The sequence below is a fragment of the Ramlibacter sp. genome, from assembly GCF_036383835.1.
Classification (GTDB): Bacteria; Pseudomonadota; Gammaproteobacteria; order Burkholderiales; family Burkholderiaceae_C; genus Ramlibacter.
This window is the reverse complement of the sequence record NZ_DASVNN010000095.1, coordinates 26,477-47,297: the sequence shown is the minus strand read 5'-3', so window position 1 is coordinate 47,297 and position 20,821 is coordinate 26,477. Positions and strand designations below refer to the sequence as shown.

Genomic DNA, 20,821 nt, shown 5'->3' with positions numbered 1-20,821 from the left:
CGGTCGCCGTCGCCGTCGAAGGCGAGGCCCAGGTCGGCGCCGGTCTCCTTCAATTTTGCGATCAGGTCGCGCAGGTTCTCCGGCTTGCTCGGATCGGGGTGGTGGTTGGGGAAGTTGCCGTCCACCTCGCTGTAGATCTCGATCACCTCGCAGCCGATCGCGCGGAAGACCTCGGGGGCCGAGGCGCCGGCCACGCCGTTGCCGCTGTCCACCACGATCTTCAGCGGGCGGGCCAGCTTGATGTCTTTCGCGATGCGGTCGCGGTAGGGCGCGAAGACGTTGACGTTGCGGACGTTGCCGCTCCTGTCGGCCTTCTCCCAGGCGGAGCTCTCGATGATCCTGCGCAGGTTCTGGATCTCGTCGCCGTGGATCGCGCGGCCGGCCAGCACCATCTTGAAGCCGTTGTAGTCCTTCGGGTTGTGGCTGCCGGTGACCTGGATGCCGCTGTTGGCGAGCGTGGCGGCGGCGAAATAGAGCATGGGCGTCGTCACCATGCCGACGTCGACGACGTCGACGCCGGTCGACACGAGGCCGCGGATGAGCGCGGCGCTGAGCGCAGGACCGCTGAGCCGGCCGTCGCGGCCGACGGCGACCGCCTTCTCGCCTTCCTTGCGGGCCATGGTGCCGAAGGCGCGGCCGAGCGCTTCGGCGACCTCTTCGGTGAGCGTGGACGGGACGATGCCGCGGACGTCGTAAGCCTTGAAGATGCTGGGGCTGAGCTGCATGGTGCGGATGTTGTTGTCGATGGCGGGGTCCGGTCCATTCTAGGTGGGGGGTGGCGAGGAACATGTCCGAAAACGGCTAGTCCGGTCGGGTCCGGTGCGTATCATGGCTGTCATGAGCCCTGCCGATCCGCCCCTGCACCCCGATGCGTGCTACCTCGCGCTGAAGACGCGCGACGCCCGTTTCGACGGCGCTTTCTTCACCGGCGTCACCAGCACCGGCATCTACTGCCGCCCCGTGTGCAAGGTGCGCACGCCGCGGCGCGAGAACTGCCGCTTCTTCGCGCTGGCGGCGCAGGCCGAAAGCGCCGGCTTCCGGCCCTGCCTGCGCTGCCGTCCCGAGCTGGCGCCGCACGCGCTGCGCTGGTCGGTGCAGGACGCGACGGCGGTCCTGGCCCAGCAGGCGGCCCGGCTGCTCGACGAGCCGGAAGCCTGGGGCGGCGAGATGCCGACGGTGGAGCGGCTCGCGCAGCGCCTGGGCGTGAGCGACCGCCACCTGCGGCGCATCTTCGAAACGCACCTGGGCGTGACGCCGCTGCAGTACCTGCAGACGCGGCGGCTGCTCAGCGCGAAACAGCTGCTGGCGGACACGCGGCTGCCCATCACCGGGATCGCGTTGATCAGCGGCTTCGGCAGCGTGCGCCGCTTCAACGCGGCCTTCACCGGGCACTACGGACTGAGCCCGAGCGCGCTGCGCCGCGAAGGCGGCGCGCCGCAGGCCACCTGCGAGGTGCGCCTCGGCTGGCGGCCGCCTTACGACGTGGACGCGATGCTCGGTTTCTTCCGCACGCGGGCCATCGAAGGACTGGAATCGGTGACGGATCGGCAGCTCGCACGAACGCTGGCACTCGACGCCGGCGGCCAGCGCTGGCAGGGCTGGATCACGGCCGGCTTCGACGAGGCGCAGTGCCAATTGGTGCTGCGCGTGAGCGAATCGCTGCATGGCGTGCTGCCGCTGGTGATCCGCCGCGTGCGGGCGGCGTTCGACCTCGATGCCGATCCCCATGCGATCAACGCGCGCCTGCACGGAAGCTTCCCGCTGGGGGACGGCCTGCGGGTGCCGGGATCGCTGAGCGGCTACGAACTGGCGGTGCGGGCCGTGCTGGGCCAGCAGATCACGGTGGCGGCGGCGCGCACGCTGGCGCAGCGGCTGGTGCATCGCTTCGGCGCGCCCATCGAGACGCCGGATCCGGCGCTGCACCACCTGTTCCCGGCGCCGGAGGTGCTGGCGGCGGCGGAAGGCGATGCGCTGGGCCAGCTCGGGATTGTGCGGCAGCGGCAGGCGGCGATCGTGGCGATCGCGCGGGCCGTCGCCGAAGGACGCGTCACGCTGCATCCGGGCGCCGACGTGCCTTCGACGATCGCCGCGCTCAAGGAGTTGCCGGGCATCGGCGACTGGACGGCGCAATACATCGCGATGCGGGCGCTGCGCTGGCCCGACGCCTTCCCGGCCGGCGACGTGGCCCTGCACAAGGCCCTGGGCGTGCAGCAGATGAAGCAGCCGGCGCGCGAGGCCGAGGCCGCTTCGCAGGCCTGGAAACCCTGGCGCAGTTACGCAGTAGTGCGCGCCTGGAGTGCACTGTCGCAAGGAGCATGAGATGAAGACACAGGACCCGCGCGTGTGCGCGCACTACGAGAGCCCGCTGGGCGAGATGCTGCTGGCGGCCACCGACCGCGGCGTGTGCGGCGTGTGGTTCGTCGGCCAGCGCCATGGTCCCGATGCGAGCGGCTGGCGCGAAAACCCGCACCATCCGGTACTGGTCGAAGCCATCGCGCAGCTGCGCGCCTACTTCGCGGGCGAGCGCACGCAGTTCGACTTGCCGCTGGACCTGCAACACGGCACGGCCTTCCAGCAAAGCGTGTGGCAGGCGCTGCTCGCGATCCCGCCCGGCGGCACCACGAGCTATGCGGAACTGGGCCGGCGCCTCGGCAAGCCGGAAGCGGCGCGTGCGGTGGGTGCAGCGGTGGGCCGCAACCCGGTGAGCATCGTCGTGCCCTGCCACCGCGTGCTCGGCACCGGCGGCGCGCTCACCGGCTATGCAGGCGGGCTGGAACGAAAGACCGCACTCCTGCGTCTCGAAGGCGCACTGGCACACTAGCGCCCCTCATGTCATTTGCTTCGATCATCGACTTCGTCGTCCTCGCGGCGATCTGGGGTGCGTCCTTCCTGTTCATGCGGCTGGCCGTCGTCGAGTTCGGCGTGGTCGGCACGGCCGCCATGCGCGTCGCGATCGCCACGGTCTTCCTGGCGCCGCTGATGCTGGCCAAGGGGCACGGCGCCGTCTTCCGCCGCGCGTGGTGGAAGGTGTGCCTGGTGGGCGTGCTCAATTCGGCCCTGCCCTTCATGCTGTTCGCGTTCGCGCTGCTGTCGATCACGACGGGCCTGTCGGCGATCCTGAATGCGACGGTGCCGCTGTTCGGCGCGCTGGTCGCGTGGTGGTGGCTGAAGGACCGGCCCACCGGCTCGCGCGTGCTGGGCCTCGTCATCGGCTTCGGCGGCGTCGCCGCGCTGGCCTGGGACAAGGCGAGCTTCAAGCCGGATGCGGTGTCGGGCATCGCGCCGGCGTGGGCCGTGCTCGCCTGCCTGCTGGCGACGGTCTGCTACGCGTTCGCCGCGAGCGCGACCAAGCGCTACCTCACCGGCCTGCCGCCGCTGGTGACGGCCACCGGCAGCCAGCTGGGCGCCACCCTGCTGCTGGCCTTGCCGGCCCTGTGGCTGCGGCCGGAGCAGATGCCCGGCGCGCAGGCGTGGCTGGCGCTGGCCGTGCTCGGCGTGCTGTGCACAGGCGTCGCCTACATCCTGTATTTCCGCCTGATCGAACAGGCCGGCCCCGCGCGCGCGCTGGCCGTGACCTTCGCGATCCCGGTGTTCGCGATCCTCTACGGCGCGCTGTTCCTCGGCGAACGGGTCACGCCGTGGATGCTGGTGTGGGGCGCGGTGGTGCTGCTGGGCACGGCACTGTCGACGGGGCTGCTGAAGATCCCGGCGCTGCGGCCGCAGACCTGAGCATCGGCCGGTAACCCGCATGGTGGGCAAGCGAGCTTGCCCACCCTACCCAGCCACCAGAAGTGACGAGGCCGCTCAAAAGCGCGGCAGGTCCATCAACCGCCGCCCCGGCTGCTCTTCCGCCGCCGCCAGCGTCTCGGTGCCCTCGGGCAGCACGTCCACCGTCACCTGCGGGCCCATCTGCAGGGTGCCGCGCTCGGTGGGGAACAGCGTGACGATGGTGTCGCCCTCGACCAGGCGGTCCACCACTTCGACCAGCCGCGTGGGGGCGGGACGCAGGTCCCAGTGCTGCAGGCTGGGATCGATCATCCCCATCATCACCTCCGTGACCTGGCTGCCTTCCAGGCGCACGGCGGTGATGCCGTACAGGACGGAGGGGACGGGCGCGTGGGCCAGCGCGGCGAGGTGCGCGGCGGCCGGGCACGAGGACTGCATCGATTTCTCAACCATGCCGCTCATTGTGGGCACCCACTCAGGCGCGACGATAAGCGGAGTGCGCGTAGGCGCGTGGGAGAGTGCCTACCAGCGCGCCTTACACTGACGCCTTCCCCATGACAGCCGCGGCCCCATCCACCCTTTCGCCGTCCGCGCTCACGCGGGCCCACGGGCGGCGCCTGCGCGATGTCTACCGCTCCGCCGGCTGGCCAAGCCAGGATCCGCTGGAGATCGACCTGCTCGCGGCCGGCCTGCTCGAACGCGTGCGCTCGCCCCTGGGACACGAGACGCTGCGCGTGACCGATGCGGGCATGCAGTGGCTCTCGACCGTGCTGGCGCGCAACCGCGCCGCGCTCTCGACGCACGAGCGGCTGGTGCAGCGGGTGGCGCAGGAGATGGCGCGCGCGGGCCGCCTCGCCTGGGCCGGCCTGAGCCTGCGGGCGCAGGTGGCGACCGGCGACGAGGCGAAGCCGCTGCGCTGGTGCATCGCGCGGCCGGACGTCTTCTCCATCCGCCACACCTCGGTGGAGACGTACGTCGAGCCGATCGTCCACGAGATCAAGGTGCGGCGCGCCGACCTGCTGGCGGACCTGAAGCAGGAAGCCAAGCGCGCGGCCTATCGCGATCTCGGCGAGTGCTGGTACGTGCTGGGCAGCGATGCGCGCGGTCGGGCGATCGCGGAGCCGGAGGAGGTGCCGGGCGAATGCGGGGTGATGGTCGTGCAGGGCGAGCGGATCGCCGTCGCGCGGCCGGCGCAGAGGCCGGCGCGGGCGGGATTGCCGTTCGGGGTGTGGATGGCATTGGCGAAGGCGACGCCGATCGCGAATGCGGATGACGACGTGCAGGGGATGCTGGACGCGAATTGAGCGCCCAGCGTCGGGGTTCGCCTTCGGGCTCACCACCGACCTACGAAACGGCCAGCCTACTGTTTGGGGTGCTCCGAATGCCCCTGTTCCGGATCCTTGACATGCCCCTTCTCGGGGTCGACCGGCGGGGCGGTCGGCTCCGGATTGGCCGGCTTCGGCGCATCGGCCGGGGCCGGCGAAGGGGGCGGGGCGTTCGAGGTCATTCGCGCTCGGGGGTGCGCGGCGCGCGCTCCTCGCGCGAGCCGTTCCGCTCCTTGCGCGCGTTGGCGCGCGCATCGCTGTCGGGGATGTCCCGCTCGGGCACGAAGGTCGGCTCCTCGCGCTCGAGGCCGGGGGCCGGCGGGGTGATGCCCTGGGGCGTGCGGATGTAAGGCATGGTGGACTCCTGGAAATTCGTTCAGATCACCGGCTTCTGCACGCCCGGGTCCTCCGGCTCGGCCGGCGGCAGCGCCTGCCCGAACTCGGGCTCGATGGGCAGCTGCGTGGGATTCGGGTCGGGCTTGTCGGCGCCCGGCTGCATCGGCTCGGGCTCGACGGGATGGGTCGGTGGCTGCTTGATGTTCATGTGAGAAGGGACTCTTTGGCGCCCAGCGGTCGCTCGGCCGCTCGCAGGCTCGGGTCGATGTCAGCAGGCTTCATGGGGCGCCTCCATCCACGCATGGTGCGTCGCGGCGGCACCCCGCGCCCTCGGAAGCGGGACGCATCTGCTGTAGTCGGGGGCCGAAGCAGTCAGTGCTTTTCGTCCGTCAGCCGCTGGACCTCGCGCCGCATCACGGCGCTCGGCTCGTGCGTGAAAGGCAGGCGCGGCAGCCCGATCAGGGCCTGCAGGCGGGCATGGGCACGGTCCATGTCGGCGCCGATCATGGCCAGCCCCACCTCGTGGTCGGGCTCCTTCTGGGCCATGTCCATGTAGGCATTGCGCAGGCGCTGGTAATCCGCATCCGCGCGCGCCACCTCGTCCTGCAAGGCCAGGACCTTCGCGTATTCGGCACGGCTGTATCGCATGGTCTTGCTCACCGCACGCGCGGTGGGGGAGTCGTCCTCGGCGGCGTTGGCCCGCGCGTGCGGGCCGTTCCTCGTACTCATGCGCTGAATCTAGGAACTAGCGCACGGAATGGCTGTAGGACTGCATGCCAGCCTCGTGCAGGTGCCAGCGGGGCGCGTGACGGAATGCCCGCCGGCCCCCGCTACTGCTGGGCCTGCAGCGCCTGGAAGCGCTCGTTCATCTCGCGCCGCAGCTCCTTGCGCAGCCTGGCCGCTTCGAAGCGCCGCTTCTCCTCGGGCGTGAAGGGCCGCAGCGACGGCACGGTCACCGGCTTGCGCTCGTCGTCCACCGCGACCATGGTGAAGAAGCAGCTGTTGACGTGGCGCATGGCCTGGCTGCGGATGTCCTGCGCCAGCACCTTGATGCCCACTTCCATGGAACTGGTGCCGGTGTGGTTGACGCTCGCGAGGAAGGTGACGAGTTCGCCGACGAAGATCGGCTCGCGGAAGGTGACCTGGTCCACCGACACCGTGACGACGTAACGCGCGGCATAGCGGCTCGCGCAGGCATAGGCCACCTGGTCCAGCCATTTGAGCAGGTGGCCCCCGTGCACGTTGCCGGCGAAGTTCGCCGTGTCGGGGGTCATCAGGAGGGTCATCGTGAGTTGGTGGGCGGGGAGGTCCATGTCGTGTTTGTAGCAAGAAGCGAGCCCTGGACAAATGGGTAGGGTGGGCAAGCTTGCTTGCCCACCGCCCTGCCCTTTAGCATGCCAACATGCCTCCCCCGCCCCGCATCGCCCTGATCCACGCCACCCCGCTCGCGGTGGAACCGATCCAGGCGGCCTTCCGGCGGCACTGGCCGCAGGTGCGGCCCATGAACCTGCTGGACGACAGCCTCTCCTCCGACCGCGCGCAGGCCGGCTGCCTCACCCCGGAGATGGTTCAGCGCTTCGTCGACCTCGCTCGGTACGCGCAGCGCACCGGCTGCGGCGGCATCCTCTTCACCTGTTCCGCCTTCGGCCCGGCGATCGAGGCCGCGGCCCGCGCCACCGGCCTGCCGACGCTCAAGCCCAACGAAGCGATGTTCGAGCAGGCGCTGGCGCTCGCGCAGGACACGAAGCCGCTGCGCCTCGGCCTGGTCGCCACCTTCCAGGCCTCGCTGCCTTCGATGGCCGAGGAACTGCAGGCGCTGGCCAGGGAGCGGGGCATCGCCATCGAATTGCGCACCGTCTTCGTGCCCGAGGCGATGGACGACCTCGCCCAGGGCCGGCCGGCCGACCACCACCGCAAGATCGCGCAGGCCGCCCGCGCGCTGGCCGATGGCGACGCGGTGATGCTGGCGCAGTTCTCCATGGCCGCCGCCCTGCCCCTCGTGCAGGCCGAACTGCCCTGCCCCGTCCTGAGCAGCCCCGATTGCGCCGTGCAGGCGCTGATGGAAAGAATGTCGCATGCCTGATTCCCGCATCCCGGCGCCGCAGGTGTGCCGCTTCCTCGCCACCGCGCTCGAACGACTCGGGCTGCCGGCGGACGACGCGCGCACCGTCGCCGAACTCATGACGGAGGCCGAAGTGCAGGGCTCGGACGGCCACGGCGTGATCCGCCTCGTGCCCTACGCGCGCCGCATCCGCGCCGGCGGCATGAACCTGCATCCGGACATCCGGGTCGTGAAGGAGAAGGCCGGCATGGCGCTCCTCGACGGCGACAACGGCATGGGCCACCTCGTGATGAAGAAGGCCGCGGAGATCGCGATCGGGAAGGCGCGCCATTGCGGCGTGGCCTGGGTCGGCGCGCGGCTGTCGAACCATGCCGGGCCGGCCTCGCTGTATGCGCGCATGGCGCTGCCGCACGACATGATCGGCCTGTACTTCGCGGTGGGCAACGCCAATCACCTGCCGCCCTGGGGCGGGCTCGACATGCTGCTGTCCACCAATCCGATCGCGGTGGCGGTGCCCGCGGGCGAGGAGCCGCCGGTGGTGCTGGACATGGCGACCACTGTGGCGGCCTACGGCAAGGTGAAGGCCAAGGCGCAGCGCGGCGAGCAGATGCCGGTGGGCTGGATGATCGACCGCCAGGGCGAGCCGCTGACCGACCCGAAGCGCGCCGACGAGGGCTTCCTGATGCCGATCGGCGGCTACAAGGGCTACGGCCTCGCGATGATCGTCGGCCTGCTCGCCGGCAGCCTGAACGGCGCGGCGATGGGCAGCGAGACGATCGACTTCAACCAGGACCCCGTCACGGTCACCAACACGGGGCAGGCGATCCTGGTGATCGATCCCGACGCCTTCGGCGAAGTGGCTGGATTCAAGGCGCGCGTCGACAAGCTGGTGCGCGAACTGCGCGCCAGCGAGCGCATGCCGGGCGTGGACCGCATCTGGATGCCGGGCGAGCAGAGCCACGAAAAGCGCCTCGCGAACGAGCGCGAAGGCCTCGCCCTGCCCCCTGCGCTGCGCCGGCAGCTCGACGACTTCGCGCGGGAGATGGGCATCCCGCAGCTTTCGGACACCTGAACCAGGAGACACCGATGATCCGCACCCGCCGCCTCGTCCTCTCGTTCCTGTGCGGCCTGGCCGCCACGGGCCTCGCGCACGCACAGGCCTGGCCGACGGCCAAGCCGATCCGCATGGTCGTGCCGCTCGCGGCCGGCAGCGCGGTCGACGCCGCCGCGCGCATCGTCGCGCAGAAGATGTCCCAGAACATGGGGCAGGCGATCGTCATCGAGAACAAGCCCGGCGCGGCGGGCCTGATCGGCGCGGGCGAGGTGGCGAAGGCCGCGCCCGACGGCTACACCATCGGCGGCTTCAACGACAGCATCATGACCATGGTGCCGAACCTGAACCCGAAGATGCCCTGGGACATCCTCAGGGACTTCGAGCCGGTGTCGCTGGTGGCGACCGTGGAATGGGGCCTCGTCGTGCCCACCGATGCATCCGAGAAGAGCGCAGCCGACCTGATCGCGCTGGCGAAGCAGAAGCCGGGCCAGTTGAACTACAGCTCCGGCGGCAACGGCAGCCCGCAGCACATCGCGATGGCACTGTTCGCCTCGCAGGCCGGCGTGCAGATGAAGCACGTGCCCTACAAGGGCGCGACGCAGGCGGCGATGGGCGTGGGCGGCAAGGAAGTCGACGCGGCGTTCCAGGGCATCGCCACCGTCACTTCGCTGATCAAGGCCGGCAAGGTGCGCCTGATCGGCGTGACGACGCCGCGCCGCATGCCGCAGTTCCCCGACGTGCCCACGGTGTCCGAATCGGGCCTGGCCGGCTTCGAGTTCAACTCCTGGTTCACGATCATGGCCCCGGCGGGCACGCCGAAGGACATCGTGGGCAAGCTGTCCGCCGAAGTGCAGAAGGCGCTCGGCGACGCCGAGGTCCGCGAGAAGCTCAACGCGCAGGGCCTCACGCCGCGCGGCAGCACGCCGGACGAACTGGGCACGGCGACGCGCGCCCAGCTCGCGAAGTACGGCGCGCTGATCAAGGCGAACAACATCACGGCGGAGTGAGGCCTGTCAGGCCGGCAGGTTCTTGACCTCGCCGAGCACCTCGCGCTCGTACGCATGCAGCGACGGCAGCCCGCCGGTGTGCAGGAACAGCACGTTCTCGTTCGCCTTCAGCATGCCTTCGCGCGCGAGGCCGATCAGGCCCGCCATGATCTTGCCGGTGTAGACCGGATCCAGCGGGATGCCTTCGGTGCGCGCCAGCATCTGCACGGCTTCCACCATGCGCGCGTTGGGCACGGAGTACTTCGGCTGCCAGAAGCCGCCGACGCAGTTCACGTCCTCGGGCTTGACCTTGATGTCCAGGCCCAGCAGGTCCAGCACCGCCTGCGCTTCCTTCAGCACCAGCGGCTGCTGGTCGGGCAGGTCGCGGCTCACGCCGATGCCGGTGATGGGGATGCCGATGTTGTTGCCCAGGAAGCCGGCCACCAAGCCGCCGTGCGTGCCGGAGCTGCCCGAACCGACCACGATGCGGTCGATGGCGATGTCCTGCTCGAACAGCTGCTGCTGCAGTTCCTGCGCGCAGGCGACGTAGCCGAGGCCGCCGATCGCGTTCGATCCGCCGCCGGGAATGATGTACGCCTTGCCGCCGGCGCGCGCGACGTCGTCCGCCACCTTCTGCATCTCGGCGGCCATGTTGCTGCCGCCCTTCACGACGGTGATCGCCTCGACGCCCATGAGGCGGAACATGAAGTTGTTGCCGCTCGCATGGACGTCGTAGCTGTCAGGCACGCGCTCTTCGATCACGAAGCGGCACTTCAGGCCTTCCTTCACGGCGGCGGACAACGTGATGCGGCAGTGGTTGGACTGCGGCGCGCCGCAGGTCACCAGCGTGTCGGCACCCTGCGCCAGCGCGTCGGCCACGAGGAATTCCAGCTTGCGCGTCTTGTTGCCGCCGGGGAACAGTCCCAGCATGTCGTCGCGCTTGATCCAGATGCGCGGCCCCTGCCCACCGGGGCAGGTGGCGGCCAGCGCCTTGGTGAAGTGGGGGAGGAATTCGATGGGCGTCGCGAACGGGGTGTAGCGACGGCGGGGGAAGCGGGAGAGGTCCATTGCACGATGTTAGTGCAATCGCGCCGACCACTTCCTCCGTACTACACCGTCGCACGACGGCGCAGTCTCCCGGTCGCAAACAAAAAGCCGCTGCAGTTTCCTGCAGCGGCTTTCGATTCCTGGCGGAGTGGACGGGACTCGAACCCGCGACCCCCGGCGTGACAGGCCGGTATTCTAACCAACTGAACTACCACTCCCCGCTGGCGTGGCTTCCCCCCGGACTGGATCCGGGGCGAGTGCCACGAAACTTGGCGACCCTACGGGGATTCGAACCCCGGTACTCACCGTGAAAGGGTGATGTCCTAGGCCTCTAGACGATAGGGTCGTAACCTGGACTGAAAACCAACGAAAGACAACTGGTGGAGGTAAGCGGGATCGAACCGCTGACCTCTTGCATGCCATGCAAGCGCTCTCCCAGCTGAGCTATACCCCCAGTGCTGTCTCTCACTAAACAAAACACGGGCCTGGGGGCCCGTGCTTGGGAATCACTTGGCGGAGTGGACGGGACTCGAACCCGCGACCCCCGGCGTGACAGGCCGGTATTCTAACCAACTGAACTACCACTCCGCGTCGGTGCCGGCTTCGCTCTTGCGAGACAAGTGCCGGCAAAACTTGGCGACCCTACGGGGATTCGAACCCCGGTACTTACCGTGAAAGGGTAATGTCCTAGGCCTCTAGACGATAGGGTCAAAACCTTGAACCGGAAACTCCGGCGAGTTTCTCCGATTTCCATCGACACTTGTTGGTGGAGGTAAGCGGGATCGAACCGCTGACCTCTTGCATGCCATGCAAGCGCTCTCCCAGCTGAGCTATACCCCCATGCAGGTGTCGAGCCTCGGATTCTACACCGAAAACTCAGGCGCCCCGCAGACGCTCGAGCACGCGTTCGCGCAATGACAGCGCGAGGACAGCATCGAGCGACGGCGTCTGCGCCGTTCCCATCACGAGCACGCGCACCGGCATCGCCAGCTGCGGCATCTTGATGCCGGTGGCGCGCAGCGTTTCCTTCACCGCTTCGGCGATGTCCTCCTTCGTCCACGGGCAGGCCTCGAGCATCTTCGCGAGCATCGAGATCGCCGGGCGCACGCCGTCGTGGATGTGCTTCTTCACCTCGTCGGCGTTGGGCTCGACGTCGATGTAGAAGCGCTGCGCCCAGTCGGCCAGCACGTGGGTGGTGTCGCAGCGGTCCTTGAACAGGCCGCAGATGGCGGGCAGCCGCGCGTCGACGGCGATGCCGCGCTGCTTCAGCAGGTTTTCCACGATCTGGCCGAGGCGGTCGTCCGGCGTGAGCTTCATGTGCTGGGCGTTCACCCAGCGCAGCTTGGTCTCGTCGTACTGCGCCGCGCTCTTGCCCAGGTGGTCCAGGCCGAACCACTGCACGAACTGCTCGCGGCTGAAGATCTCGTCGTCGCCGTGGGACCAGCCCAGGCGCGCCAGGTAGTTCACCACGCCCTCGGGCAGGAAGCCCTCGTCGCGGTACCAGGTCACCGCCTTGGCGCCGTGCCGCTTGGACATCTTCTCGCCCTGCTCGTTCAGCACGGTGGGCAGGTGCGCGAACACCGGCGGCTCGTAGCCGAGCGCGCGGAAGATGTTGATCTGGCGCGGCGTGTTGTTCACGTGGTCGTCGCCGCGGATCACGTGCGTGATCTCCATGTCGATGTCGTCGACCACCACGCAGAAGTTGTACGTGGGGGTGCCGTCGGGACGCGCGATCACGAGGTCGTCGAGCTCGTCGTTGCTGATCTCGATGCGGCCCTTGACCTTGTCGTCCCACACGACGGCGCCGCCGAGGGGATTGCGGAAGCGCCACACGGGCTGCACGCCTTCGGGCACCGGCGGCAGGGCCTTGCCGGGTTCGGGACGCCAGGTGCCGTCGTAGCGCGGCTTCTCCTTGGCGGCCATCTGCCGCTCGCGCAGCGCGTCGAGTTCCTGCACGCTCATGTAGCAGGGATAGACCAGGCCCTTCTCGCGCATCTCCGCGATCACCGCGCGGTAGCGGTCCATGCGCTGCATCTGGTAGAACGGCCCCTCGTCGGGATCGAGCCCCAGCCAGCGCATGCCTTCGAGGATCACGTCGACCGAAGCCTGCGTCGAGCGCTCGAGGTCGGTGTCCTCGATGCGCAGGATGAAGGTGCCGCCCTGCGAGCGCGCGAACGCCCACGGATACAAGGCGGAGCGGATGTTGCCGAGATGGATGAAGCCCGTCGGCGACGGGGCGAATCGGGTGCGAACTTTCACGAGAGCTTGTCCAGGCCGCGCAGCAGGTCGGTCTTGATGTCTTCCACGTGCTCCAGGCCCACCGCGAGGCGGATCAGCCCCTGGCCGATGCCGGCCGCCTGGCGCTGTTCCTCGGTGAGGCGGCCGTGCGAGGTGGTGGCCGGGTGCGTGATGATGGACTTGGTGTCGCCCAGGTTGGTGGCGATGCTCATGACTTCCGAGCTGTCGATCACCGTGAAGGCGTTGCGGCGCAGCGCGGCCGGATCGCCGCCCTTGACGTCGAACGACAGCACCGCGCCACCCACGCCGGACTGCTGCTGCATCGCCAGCGCGTGCTGCGGGTGCGACTCCAGGCCCGGGAAGTACACGCGCGACACGGCCGGATGCTGTTCCAGGAAGCGCGCGAGCGCGAGCGCGTTGGCGGCCTGCGCCTGCATGCGGATGCCCAGCGTCTCGAGGCCCTTGAGCACCACCCAGGCGTTGAACGGCGACAGCGTCATGCCCGCCGTGCGCACGATGGGCGCGAACACGTCCACGATCCACTTCGAAGGACCGCAGATCGCGCCGGCCATCACCCGGCCCTGGCCATCGAGGTACTTGGTGCCGGAATGGATGATGAGGTCCGCGCCGAGATCGGTGGGACGCTGCAGCGCCGGCGTGCAGAAGCAGTTGTCGACCGCGAGGATCGCGCCGGCGCCGTGCGCGAGGTCCGCCAGCGCGCGGATGTCGCACACTTCGGTCAGCGGATTGGTCGGCGTCTCGGCGAACAGCAGCCTGGTGTTGGGCCGCACCGCGGCCTTCCACTCCTGCAGGTCCGTCTGGGAGACGAAGGTGGATTCCACGCCGAACTTGCCGAATTCCTTGGCGAACAGGTTCAGCGTGGAGCCGAACACCGAGCGCGAGCAGATCACGTGGTCGCCCGCGCGCAGCACGCCCATGCCGAGCAGCAGGATCGCCGCCATCCCGGTGGCCGTGCCGATCGCGGCTTCCGTGCCCTCCATCGCCGCGAGCCGCTGCTCGAAGCTGGTGACGGTGGGATTGGAGGTGCGGCCGTAGGTGTAGCCCTCCTGCGGATGGGCGAAGCGGTGCGCCATCGTCTCGGAGTCGGGCTGCACGAAGCCGCTGGTGAGGAACAGCGCCTCGGAGTTCTCGCCCCACTGGCTCGGAGGCAGCGCGGTGCGCACCGCGAGCGTGTCGCGATGCAGTCCTTCGGGCAGTTTCTTCTTCTCGGTCACTCAGGCTTCCTGGGGATTGGGGATGGCGAGCCGGCCGGTGTTTTCCTCCAGCGGATCCTCCTGGCCGATGCGCGCCTCGTTGATCTTCTCGATGTCTTCGGCGTTGATGTCGCCGGTGACGTACACGCCGTCGAAGCAGGACGCATCGAAGCCGTCGAGCTTCGCATTGAGCCTGCCGATGGCGTTCTTCATGCCTTCCACGTCCTGGTAGATCAGTGCGTCGCAGCCGATGATCTCGCGGACTTCGTCGACCGTGCGGTCGTGCGCCACCAGTTCGGTGGCGGTGGGCATGTCGATGCCGTACACGTTGGGGAAGCGCACCGGCGGCGCGGCGCTGGCGAGGTACACCTTGCGGGCGCCGGCGTCGCGCGCCATCTGCACGATCTCGCGGCTGGTCGTGCCGCGCACGATGGAGTCGTCCACCAGCAGCACGTTGCGGCCCTTGAACTCGCTGGCGATCACGTTGAGCTTCTGCCGCACGCTCTTCTTGCGCACCGACTGGCCCGGCATGATGAAGGTCCGGCCCACGTAGCGGTTCTTGACGAAGCCTTCGCGGTAGGGGATGCCGAGCAGGTGCGCCAGCTGCGTCGCGCTGGGACGGCTGGATTCGGGGATCGGGATCACCACGTCGATCTCGCTGGGCGGCACCGTGGAGACCACGCGCTTGGCGAGGGACTCGCCGAGGTTCAGGCGCGCCTGGTAGACGGAGATGCCGTCCAGTTCGGAATCGGGACGCGCGAGGTACACGAATTCGAAGATGCAGGGCGACAGCTTCGGATGCTCGGCGCACTGCCGCGAGTGCACGTTGCCCTTCATGTCGACGAACACGGCCTCGCCCGGCGCGATGTCGCGCTCGAACTTGTGGCCGGTGCCTTCCAGCGTGACGGACTCGCTGGCGATCATCACCGTGCCGTCGGCGCCGCGGCCGAGGCACAGCGGGCGGATGCCGTACGGATCGCGGAAGGCCAGCAGGCCGTGGCCGGCGATCAGCGTCACCACGGCATACGAGCCCTTGATGCGGCGGTGCACGTTGCCCACCGCCGAGAACACGTCCTGCGGCGTCAGCGGCAGTCCGCGCGTGGTGCGCTCGAGCTCGTGCGCGAACACGTTCACCAGCACCTCGGTATCGCTCTCGGTGTTGATGTGGCGGTGGTCGGCCGTGAACAGTTCGGCCTTCAGCGCCTGCGCGTTGGTCAGGTTGCCGTTGTGCGCCAGCGTGATGCCGAAGGGCGCGTTGACGTAGAAGGGCTGCGCCTCTTCCTCGCTATAGGCGTTGCCCGCCGTCGGATAGCGCACCTGGCCCAGGCCCGCGTTGCCGGGCAGCGCGCGCATGTTGCGGGTGCGGAACACGTCGCGCACCATGCCCTTGGCCTTGTGCATGTAGACCTTGTGGCCCTGCAGGGTCACGATGCCGGCCGCGTCCTGGCCGCGGTGCTGCAGCAGCAGCAGCGCGTCGTAGATCAGCTGGTTGACCGGACCCGGGCTGACGACTCCAACGATTCCGCACATAAATCTGTTTCCTTCACGCCGGCAGATAGGCACCGAACCGCTCGGGCACCACCGGCTTCAATCCACGCAAGGCCGCCGTCGCGACGCCGGCCGTCATCGATTCCGTCCACCATACGCCATTCTTCAGGCCGCTCAGGTGGACCACCACGGCCAGGGCGAGCACGAACACCACGCCCCGCACCAGGCCGAACATGCCGCCGAGCGCCCGGTCCACCGGGCGCAAGCCGACGGCTTCGACCAGCTTCTTCGTCAGCCAGGTCAGCAGGCCCCCCGCGAACAGCGCCGCGATGAAGACCACCACGAAGCCCGCGGCGTACTGGACCGCCTCGCCGGCCCGGCTCAGCGGCAGCAGCGACGCCGCCTTCGGCGCCAGCCATTGTGCGAGCACGAAAGCGGCGATCCAGTTCAGGACCGACAGCACCTCGTACACCAGCCCGCGCCACAGCCCCAGCAGCACCGACGCCGCCAGCACGGCGACGATCACCCAGTCCAGCGCAGCCAAAGCTACAACGTGAGGACGGCCGCGGGCAAATCCAGCCCCTTGATCCTGGCCGCGGCCTTGTCGGCCTCGGCGCGGGTCGCGAACGGGCCCGCCCGCACGCGGATGCGCTTGCCGTCGCGGGTCTCGGCGACGTTGGTGTAGTTCTTCAGGCCGGCCCGCTCCAGCTTGCGCTGGGCCTGCATCGCCTTGTCGCGCTCGGCGAAGGCCCCGACCTGCACCACATAGCGCAGGCCGGACGCGTCGACCGACCTGCCTTCGAGCAGCGCCTTGGCCTTGGCCGTTTCGGGCGCCGTTTCGGCCCTGGGTTCCGGCTTCTTCTCGGCCGCCGGCTCCGGCTTCGCGACCTTTTCCGCGGGCGCGGGCTGGGCCTCGACCTTGGCGACGGGTGCGGGCTCCGGCCTGGTTTCGGTGATCACCGGTGCGGCCGCGGCGGGCGCCGGCGCGGGCGTGACCTTGCCCGACGCGACCGGCGGCTGCGTCGGCAGCTGCAGCGGCGGCACCTTGTTGCGATCCGGGATTTCAATGGGGATGTCGACCGCGACCGGACGCGGCTGCGTGTCGAACAGGATGGGGAAGCCGATGACCCCTGCCAGCACCAGCACCACGGCGCCGATCAGGCGGTGGCGGGCGCGCCGGCGCATCACTTCGATGCTTTCGGCGGGAGAGGCCGCGGCCACCGGCTCGTCGACCTTTTTCTTGCGCGACTTGAACAAGGCCATGGTGAGGGGTCAGCCGAGGTGTTTGGCGGACAGGCGGGGCACGCCGTGCGTGAGGACGCCGCCCACCGTGTAAAACGATCCGAACACGAGGATTCTATCAGCGGGCTCAGCAGCACCCACCGCGGCGCGCAGGGCGTCCTCGGGGTTGGCATGGGTGCTCGTGGGCACCTCGCGACGCCCGGGCAGCGCCTGCCAGCGTCGCTGCAGGTCCTGCGCGCTCGCGGCGCGCGCGGTGGGCAGGTCGGTGAAGTACCAGCGGTCCACCAGCGGCGCGACTTTCGCGAACATCGGCGCGAGGTCCTTGTCCGCCATCGCGCCGAACACGGCGTGCGTGGTGGGAAAGTAGCCCATCGCGTCCAGGTTGGCGGTGAGCGCCGCCACCGAGTGCGGGTTGTGCGCGACGTCCAGCACCAGCGTCGGCTGGCCCGGCACGATCTGGAAGCGGCCGGGCAGTTCGACCATCGCCAGGCCGTTGCGGATCGCCTGCGCCGTCACCGGCAGCCGCTGGCGCAGCGCCTCGAACGCGGCCAGCACGCCCGAGGCATTGAGCAACTGGTTGGCACCGCGCAACGCGGGATAGGCCAGCCCGGGATAGCGGCGGCCGCGGCCGGCCCAGGCCCACTGCTGCTTGTCGCCGGAGAAGTTGAAGTCGCGCCCGATCAGCCACAGGTCGGCGCCGAGCGCATTGGCGAACTGGATCACGCTGTGCGGCGGCACCGGGTCGCTCACGATCGCCGGCTTGCCTTCGCGCAGGATGCCGGCCTTCTCGCGGCCGATGCTCTCGCGGTCGGGCCCGAGGTACTCCATGTGGTCCAGGTCGATGCTGGTGATGATGGCGCAATCGGTGTCGAGCACGTTCACCGCATCGAGGCGGCCGCCGAGGCCCACTTCCAGGATCGCGACGTCCAGCCCGCTCGCGGCCATGAGGCTCAGGATCGCCAGCGTCGTGAATTCGAAATAGGTGAGCGTCACGCCCTCGCGCGCGGACTCGACCTGCGCGAAGTGCGGCACCAGGTCGTCGCCGCGCACGATCTCGCCGCCGATGCGGCAACGCTCCTCGAAGTGCACCAGGTGCGGCGAGGTGTAGACGCCGGTGCGGTAGCCGGCCTGCAGCGCGATCGCTTCCAGCATCGCGCAGGTGGAGCCCTTGCCGTTGGTTCCGGCGACGGTGACGACCGGGCATTCGAAACGCAGGCCCATTCGCTGCGCCACCGCGCGCACCCGCTCCAGGCCCATGTCGATGGTCTTGGGATGCAGGCGCTCGCAGTGCGCGAGCCATTCGCTCAAGGTGTTCATGCCCGCATTGTCCAGCCTCCTATGATGGCCGCATGGCGATCACCCTCTACGGCATCCCGAACTGCGACACGGTGAAGAAGGCGCGCGCCTGGCTGGCGGGCGAATCCGTGGCCCACGCCTTCCACGATTTCAAGAAGTCCGGCGTGCCGCCGGCGCAACTCGACGCGTGGCTGAAGGCCGTCGGGCCCGAGCGGCTGCTGAACCGGCAAGGCACCACCTGGCGCAAGCTGGATGCGGCCGCGCAGGCCCGGGCCGGCGACACGGCCGGCGCCAGGGCGCTGATGCTGGACCAGCCGAGCGTGATCAAGCGACCGGTGGTCGACTGGGGCGATGGAACGGTCACGGTCGGCTTCGATCCCGCCGACTGGTCGTTGCGCGCGCGCACCTGAGCCGGTATGTTTCCCGGCGGGGGTGACCACGTTTACCTCCGGTTTACGGTAAAGCTCAGCGGGCCGCCCCGGCCGGTGTCTAAACTTTTCAGCACCAAGTAGTTCAACGAGTTCTTGCCATGAAACAGACCCTCATCTTCACCGCCCTCGGCCTCGTGGCCGCGGGTGCGGGTGCGCAGGAAATCGGCCGCGTCGTTTCCAGCACGCCCGTGATCCAGCAGGTCGCGGTCCCCCGCACCTACTGCAACCAGCCCCAATACACCCCGCCGCCGCAGACCTCCGGCGCGGGCGGGCTGATGGGCGCTGTCGCCGGCGGCGCGATCGGCAGCCAGATCGGCCACGGCAGCGGCACGGCCGCGGCCGTCCTGCTCGGCACCATCGGCGGAGCCATCCTCGGCAACAACATCGAGGCGGGCGGCCAGCGCGGCCAGGCCACGCAGACCTGCGCGACCGAGACCAGCTACGAGAACCGCACCATCGGCTACAACGTGACCTACGAGTACGCCGGCCGCCAGTTCTCGACGCAGCTGCCCTACGATCCGGGCCCGACGATCCAGCTGCAGGTCACGCCCGTGACCGGCGCGCAGTCCACGATCCCCGCGACCACCGCCGGCGCCGTCGTGACGGCTCCCCCGGTGGCCGCCGCGCCGATCTACCAGACCGCCCCGGGCGTGGCCACCCAGCCGCAGGTGGTGGTGGTGCAGCAGCCGCAACCGATCGTGTACCAGTCCTATCCGGCCTACCCCGCGTATCCGGCGTACGCGCCGTACTACCGGCCGTATTTCCCGATCGGGATCTCGCTGGGGTACACGTACCACCGGCATCGTCATTGATCGACAGGGTGGGATGGTGGGCAAGCAAGCTTGCCCACCCTACCCCTCCGTCCGTGTCCCCGTAGGGTGGGCAAGCTCCGCTTGCCCACCATTCCGCCGAGTCACAGCGGCGTCCGCAACACCGCCCCCTTCCACAGCACCGGCCCCGTCGGCCCGCCCTCGCCGGGCACGCCGCCCTTGGGCTCCAGGCTGATCGCCAGCACCGGCGACTCGCCCATCAGCTGTTCCGCCGCCACCATCCGCAGCACCGGCTGCTCCGCCAGCACGCCCAGCGAACGCGGCGCGCCCGCAGGCGGGATCGCCCACAGCTGCAGCGACTTCTGCGGCCCTTCCTCGAAGCCGCTCATGCGCTTCAACATGAGCGTGCCGTGCTTCGGGTCGAACATCGCCAGCAGCGCCGGCGCCGCCTTGTCGTCGTGCAGCACGGAGACGTAGCGGATCTCGGGTTGCGCCTGCAGCTGCGCCAGCAGCTCCTGGTTGCCGCGCGCGAGCTGCAGCCCCTGCGCCTGCAACTGTGCGACCTGCGTGCGGCTGCCCTCCAGCTCGCCCTGGAGATTCAGGGACACGACGACGGCGGCCACGCTCGCGGCAACCGCCGCCAGCGCGCCGGCGCGCCACCAGTTGCGGGCACGGCGCAACGGCCCCGCCTCTTCGCCTCGTGCGGGCACGTCCACACGCGACTCGCTGGCCACGATGTTCTCGATGCGCTTCCACACGTTCGGATCCGGCGCGACGGGCGGTGCGAGTTCGGTCATGGACATGAAGCGCTCCTGCCAGACCTGCGCCGTCACGCGCAGCGCCGGATGGCCGCGGGCCAGCGTTTCGAAGCGGCGGCGCGCTCCGCCGCGCAGGGTGCCCAGCGCATAGCCGGCAGCCAGGCGGTCCACCAGTTCGGGGCGTCGGGCGATGTCCATCGTGCGTCCCTTCAGGCGTACCGGCCCATGCAGCCGCGCAACTGCTCCAGCCCGCGCCGGATCCAGGTCTTGACCGTGCCGAGCGGCAGCTTCAGCTGCTCGGCGAGTTCGTTGTGGCTCAGGTCGCGCAGGTAGGCGAGGCTCAGCACCTCGCGCTGGCGCGCCTCCAGCTTGCCCAGGCACTCGTGCAGGGCCCAGGCCTGCTCGCTCGCCTGCGCGGTGTCGACCGGGTCGGGCGCGTCCCCGGCCACGGTGTCCGCGATCGCCTCGTCCAGTTCCTGGGTCCGGTCCAGCCGCTCCGCGGCGCGCCGGCGCAGGAAGTCCAGCGCGCGGCTGCGCACGATCATCCCCATCCAGGCCATGGGCGGGCTGAGCGTCGCGCGGTAATCGCCGGCCGAGCGCCAGATCTGCACGAAGGCTTCCTGCAGCACGTCCTCGGCGCCGTCGCGGTTCGACACCACCTTCACCGCCAGCCCGTAGAGCCTGGAGGACGTCTGGTCGTACAGCTCGCGCAGCGCCCGCTCGCTGTCGCGCTGGCGCGCGGCATCCGCCAGGCGCGCGGCGACGCGCTCGAGCAGCGCGATCAGGGGAAGGTCGGCGGAGTCCATGGGCGCAGGAAGAGATTCTCTGCCTGATACGCAAAAGGCCCG

General features: G+C 69.5%; 23 protein-coding genes, 6 tRNA genes and 1 pseudogene. 9 read left to right on the top strand and 21 right to left on the bottom strand.

Going from position 1 to position 20,821, the window contains the following annotated elements; all coding sequences use genetic code 11:
• Window positions 1–725 (bottom strand): annotated as a pseudogene (locus VF522_RS15995) (phosphomannomutase/phosphoglucomutase); the annotation flags it as partial.
• A gap of 112 nt (window positions 726–837) precedes the next feature.
• Between VF522_RS15995 and VF522_RS15990 the strand changes: the two are divergent.
• Genes VF522_RS15990 through VF522_RS15980 form a run of 3 tightly spaced genes read left to right on the top strand, consistent with a single transcriptional unit; the run spans window position 838 to window position 3,729 of the window.
• On the top strand, window positions 838–2,319 hold the full coding sequence (locus VF522_RS15990; RefSeq protein ID WP_330909283.1) for a DNA-3-methyladenine glycosylase 2 family protein: 1,482 nt from the start codon (window positions 838–840) through the stop codon (window positions 2,317–2,319).
• Between the two features lies 1 nt (window position 2,320).
• Window positions 2,321–2,821, top strand: a complete 501-nt coding sequence (locus tag VF522_RS15985) for a methylated-DNA--[protein]-cysteine S-methyltransferase (RefSeq protein ID WP_330909282.1) — start codon at window positions 2,321–2,323, stop codon at window positions 2,819–2,821.
• An 8-nt stretch (window positions 2,822–2,829) separates the two neighbouring features.
• Window positions 2,830–3,729 carry a DMT family transporter gene (locus VF522_RS15980; RefSeq protein ID WP_330909281.1) on the top strand — a complete coding sequence of 300 codons (900 nt, stop codon included), beginning with the start codon at window positions 2,830–2,832 and terminating at the stop codon, window positions 3,727–3,729.
• Between the two features lie 75 nt (window positions 3,730–3,804).
• Here the strand turns inward: VF522_RS15980 and VF522_RS15975 are convergent, their stop codons facing one another.
• A complete protein-coding gene (locus tag VF522_RS15975) occupies window positions 3,805–4,179 on the bottom strand; it encodes a hypothetical protein (RefSeq protein WP_330909280.1) in 375 nt (124 codons plus the stop codon).
• Window positions 4,180–4,280: 101 nt separating this feature from the next.
• On the opposite strand from VF522_RS15975, the gene VF522_RS15970 reads away from it, so the two are divergent.
• Window positions 4,281–5,030, top strand: coding sequence for a hypothetical protein (locus VF522_RS15970; protein WP_330909279.1), 750 nt, complete (start codon window positions 4,281–4,283; stop codon window positions 5,028–5,030).
• A gap of 199 nt (window positions 5,031–5,229) precedes the next feature.
• Here the strand turns inward: VF522_RS15970 and VF522_RS15965 are convergent, their stop codons facing one another.
• The 4 genes from VF522_RS15965 to VF522_RS15950 all read right to left on the bottom strand — a co-directional run bounded on the left by VF522_RS15965 (window position 5,230) and on the right by VF522_RS15950 (window position 6,700).
• The gene (locus VF522_RS15965) at window positions 5,230–5,406 is read right to left on the bottom strand and encodes a hypothetical protein (RefSeq protein WP_330909278.1); all 177 of its coding nucleotides are present in this window, start codon (window positions 5,404–5,406) and stop codon (window positions 5,230–5,232) included.
• A gap of 21 nt (window positions 5,407–5,427) precedes the next feature.
• Window positions 5,428–5,595, bottom strand: a complete 168-nt coding sequence (locus VF522_RS15960) for a hypothetical protein (protein ID WP_330909277.1) — start codon at window positions 5,593–5,595, stop codon at window positions 5,428–5,430.
• Between the two features lie 164 nt (window positions 5,596–5,759).
• A complete protein-coding gene (locus tag VF522_RS15955; protein ID WP_330909276.1) occupies window positions 5,760–6,116 on the bottom strand; it encodes a hypothetical protein in 357 nt (118 codons plus the stop codon).
• Between the two features lie 101 nt (window positions 6,117–6,217).
• Entirely contained in the window at window positions 6,218–6,700 is a 483-nt protein-coding gene (locus tag VF522_RS15950; protein ID WP_330909275.1) for an acyl-CoA thioesterase, read from the bottom strand.
• Between the two features lie 89 nt (window positions 6,701–6,789).
• On the opposite strand from VF522_RS15950, the gene VF522_RS15945 reads away from it, so the two are divergent.
• Genes VF522_RS15945 through VF522_RS15935 form a run of 3 tightly spaced genes read left to right on the top strand, consistent with a single transcriptional unit; the run spans window position 6,790 to window position 9,510 of the window.
• The gene (locus tag VF522_RS15945; RefSeq protein ID WP_330909274.1) at window positions 6,790–7,470 is read left to right on the top strand and encodes an aspartate/glutamate racemase family protein; all 681 of its coding nucleotides are present in this window, start codon (window positions 6,790–6,792) and stop codon (window positions 7,468–7,470) included.
• The gene (locus VF522_RS15940; RefSeq protein WP_330909272.1) at window positions 7,463–8,521 is read left to right on the top strand and encodes an Ldh family oxidoreductase; all 1,059 of its coding nucleotides are present in this window, start codon (window positions 7,463–7,465) and stop codon (window positions 8,519–8,521) included. Before VF522_RS15945 ends, VF522_RS15940 begins: the two co-directional genes overlap by 8 nt.
• 14 nt (window positions 8,522–8,535) lie before the next feature.
• Window positions 8,536–9,510: a tripartite tricarboxylate transporter substrate binding protein gene (locus tag VF522_RS15935; protein WP_330909271.1), complete on the top strand. Its 975-nt coding sequence runs from the start codon at window positions 8,536–8,538 to the stop codon at window positions 9,508–9,510.
• A 6-nt stretch (window positions 9,511–9,516) separates the two neighbouring features.
• Here the strand turns inward: VF522_RS15935 and VF522_RS15930 are convergent, their stop codons facing one another.
• The 13 genes from VF522_RS15930 to folC all read right to left on the bottom strand — a co-directional run bounded on the left by VF522_RS15930 (window position 9,517) and on the right by folC (window position 18,035).
• Window positions 9,517–10,557 carry a D-cysteine desulfhydrase gene (locus VF522_RS15930; RefSeq protein WP_330909270.1) on the bottom strand — a complete coding sequence of 347 codons (1,041 nt, stop codon included), beginning with the start codon at window positions 10,555–10,557 and terminating at the stop codon, window positions 9,517–9,519.
• Between the two features lie 120 nt (window positions 10,558–10,677).
• A tRNA-Asp gene (locus tag VF522_RS15925) sits at window positions 10,678–10,754 on the bottom strand.
• A 52-nt stretch (window positions 10,755–10,806) separates the two neighbouring features.
• Window positions 10,807–10,882: transfer RNA gene (locus tag VF522_RS15920), tRNA-Glu, on the bottom strand.
• Window positions 10,883–10,914: 32 nt separating this feature from the next.
• Window positions 10,915–10,990, bottom strand: a tRNA-Ala gene (locus VF522_RS15915).
• A gap of 57 nt (window positions 10,991–11,047) precedes the next feature.
• Window positions 11,048–11,124, bottom strand: a tRNA-Asp gene (locus VF522_RS15910).
• 46 nt (window positions 11,125–11,170) lie between these two features.
• A tRNA-Glu gene (locus VF522_RS15905) sits at window positions 11,171–11,246 on the bottom strand.
• Window positions 11,247–11,300: 54 nt separating this feature from the next.
• Window positions 11,301–11,376 (bottom strand) — tRNA-Ala (locus VF522_RS15900).
• Window positions 11,377–11,412: 36 nt separating this feature from the next.
• Window positions 11,413–12,795: a glutamate--tRNA ligase gene (gene gltX / locus VF522_RS15895; protein ID WP_330909269.1), complete on the bottom strand. Its 1,383-nt coding sequence runs from the start codon at window positions 12,793–12,795 to the stop codon at window positions 11,413–11,415.
• Complete coding sequence (locus VF522_RS15890; RefSeq protein WP_330909268.1) at window positions 12,792–14,009, bottom strand: O-succinylhomoserine sulfhydrylase; 1,218 nt, start codon at window positions 14,007–14,009, stop codon at window positions 12,792–12,794. The genes gltX and VF522_RS15890 overlap by 4 nt, the downstream gene beginning before the upstream one ends.
• Window positions 14,010–15,518 (bottom strand): amidophosphoribosyltransferase, encoded by a 1,509-nt coding sequence (purF, locus tag VF522_RS15885; protein ID WP_330909267.1) that lies wholly within the window; start codon window positions 15,516–15,518, stop codon window positions 14,010–14,012.
• Window positions 15,519–15,531: 13 nt separating this feature from the next.
• Window positions 15,532–16,020 carry a CvpA family protein gene (locus VF522_RS15880; RefSeq protein WP_330909266.1) on the bottom strand — a complete coding sequence of 163 codons (489 nt, stop codon included), beginning with the start codon at window positions 16,018–16,020 and terminating at the stop codon, window positions 15,532–15,534.
• Between the two features lie 2 nt (window positions 16,021–16,022).
• Window positions 16,023–16,739 carry an SPOR domain-containing protein gene (locus VF522_RS15875; RefSeq protein ID WP_330909265.1) on the bottom strand — a complete coding sequence of 239 codons (717 nt, stop codon included), beginning with the start codon at window positions 16,737–16,739 and terminating at the stop codon, window positions 16,023–16,025.
• Between the two features lie 9 nt (window positions 16,740–16,748).
• Window positions 16,749–18,035 (bottom strand): bifunctional tetrahydrofolate synthase/dihydrofolate synthase, encoded by a 1,287-nt coding sequence (folC, locus tag VF522_RS15870; protein WP_330909264.1) that lies wholly within the window; start codon window positions 18,033–18,035, stop codon window positions 16,749–16,751.
• Between the two features lie 32 nt (window positions 18,036–18,067).
• Here folC and VF522_RS15865 point away from each other — a divergent pair, with 32 nt between their 5' ends.
• Complete coding sequence (locus VF522_RS15865; RefSeq protein WP_330909263.1) at window positions 18,068–18,424, top strand: arsenate reductase; 357 nt, start codon at window positions 18,068–18,070, stop codon at window positions 18,422–18,424.
• Window positions 18,425–18,543: 119 nt separating this feature from the next.
• On the top strand, window positions 18,544–19,257 hold the full coding sequence (locus VF522_RS15860) for a glycine zipper 2TM domain-containing protein (protein ID WP_330909262.1): 714 nt from the start codon (window positions 18,544–18,546) through the stop codon (window positions 19,255–19,257).
• A 101-nt stretch (window positions 19,258–19,358) separates the two neighbouring features.
• Here the strand turns inward: VF522_RS15860 and VF522_RS15855 are convergent, their stop codons facing one another.
• Both VF522_RS15855 and VF522_RS15850 read right to left on the bottom strand, forming a co-directional pair.
• The gene (locus VF522_RS15855) at window positions 19,359–20,171 is read right to left on the bottom strand and encodes an anti-sigma factor (protein WP_330909261.1); all 813 of its coding nucleotides are present in this window, start codon (window positions 20,169–20,171) and stop codon (window positions 19,359–19,361) included.
• 11 nt (window positions 20,172–20,182) lie between these two features.
• The gene (locus VF522_RS15850; RefSeq protein ID WP_330909260.1) at window positions 20,183–20,779 is read right to left on the bottom strand and encodes an RNA polymerase sigma factor; all 597 of its coding nucleotides are present in this window, start codon (window positions 20,777–20,779) and stop codon (window positions 20,183–20,185) included.
• Window positions 20,780–20,821: the final 42 nt, after the last annotated feature.

Excerpts from the sequence above, each read along its gene's own strand:
- VF522_RS15990 (WP_330909283.1), top strand. The coding sequence starts at position 838 with ATGAGCCCTGCCGATCCGCCCCTGCACCCCGATGCGTGCTACCTCGCG.
- VF522_RS15985 (WP_330909282.1), top strand. The coding sequence starts at position 2,321 with ATGAAGACACAGGACCCGCGCGTGTGCGCGCACTACGAGAGCCCGCTG.
- VF522_RS15980 (WP_330909281.1), top strand. The coding sequence starts at position 2,830 with ATGTCATTTGCTTCGATCATCGACTTCGTCGTCCTCGCGGCGATCTGG.
- VF522_RS15975 (WP_330909280.1), bottom strand. The coding sequence starts at position 4,179 with ATGGTTGAGAAATCGATGCAGTCCTCGTGCCCGGCCGCCGCGCACCTC.
- VF522_RS15970 (WP_330909279.1), top strand. The coding sequence starts at position 4,281 with ATGACAGCCGCGGCCCCATCCACCCTTTCGCCGTCCGCGCTCACGCGG.
- VF522_RS15965 (WP_330909278.1), bottom strand. The coding sequence starts at position 5,406 with ATGCCTTACATCCGCACGCCCCAGGGCATCACCCCGCCGGCCCCCGGC.
- VF522_RS15960 (WP_330909277.1), bottom strand. The coding sequence starts at position 5,595 with ATGAACATCAAGCAGCCACCGACCCATCCCGTCGAGCCCGAGCCGATG.
- VF522_RS15955 (WP_330909276.1), bottom strand. The coding sequence starts at position 6,116 with ATGAGTACGAGGAACGGCCCGCACGCGCGGGCCAACGCCGCCGAGGAC.
- VF522_RS15950 (WP_330909275.1), bottom strand. The coding sequence starts at position 6,700 with ATGGACCTCCCCGCCCACCAACTCACGATGACCCTCCTGATGACCCCC.
- VF522_RS15945 (WP_330909274.1), top strand. The coding sequence starts at position 6,790 with ATGCCTCCCCCGCCCCGCATCGCCCTGATCCACGCCACCCCGCTCGCG.
- VF522_RS15940 (WP_330909272.1), top strand. The coding sequence starts at position 7,463 with ATGCCTGATTCCCGCATCCCGGCGCCGCAGGTGTGCCGCTTCCTCGCC.
- VF522_RS15935 (WP_330909271.1), top strand. The coding sequence starts at position 8,536 with ATGATCCGCACCCGCCGCCTCGTCCTCTCGTTCCTGTGCGGCCTGGCC.
- VF522_RS15930 (WP_330909270.1), bottom strand. The coding sequence starts at position 10,557 with ATGGACCTCTCCCGCTTCCCCCGCCGTCGCTACACCCCGTTCGCGACG.
- purF (WP_330909267.1), bottom strand. The coding sequence starts at position 15,518 with ATGTGCGGAATCGTTGGAGTCGTCAGCCCGGGTCCGGTCAACCAGCTG.
- VF522_RS15875 (WP_330909265.1), bottom strand. The coding sequence starts at position 16,739 with ATGGCCTTGTTCAAGTCGCGCAAGAAAAAGGTCGACGAGCCGGTGGCC.
- folC (WP_330909264.1), bottom strand. The coding sequence starts at position 18,035 with ATGAACACCTTGAGCGAATGGCTCGCGCACTGCGAGCGCCTGCATCCC.
- VF522_RS15865 (WP_330909263.1), top strand. The coding sequence starts at position 18,068 with ATGGCGATCACCCTCTACGGCATCCCGAACTGCGACACGGTGAAGAAG.
- VF522_RS15860 (WP_330909262.1), top strand. The coding sequence starts at position 18,544 with ATGAAACAGACCCTCATCTTCACCGCCCTCGGCCTCGTGGCCGCGGGT.
- VF522_RS15855 (WP_330909261.1), bottom strand. The coding sequence starts at position 20,171 with ATGGACATCGCCCGACGCCCCGAACTGGTGGACCGCCTGGCTGCCGGC.
- VF522_RS15850 (WP_330909260.1), bottom strand. The coding sequence starts at position 20,779 with ATGGACTCCGCCGACCTTCCCCTGATCGCGCTGCTCGAGCGCGTCGCC.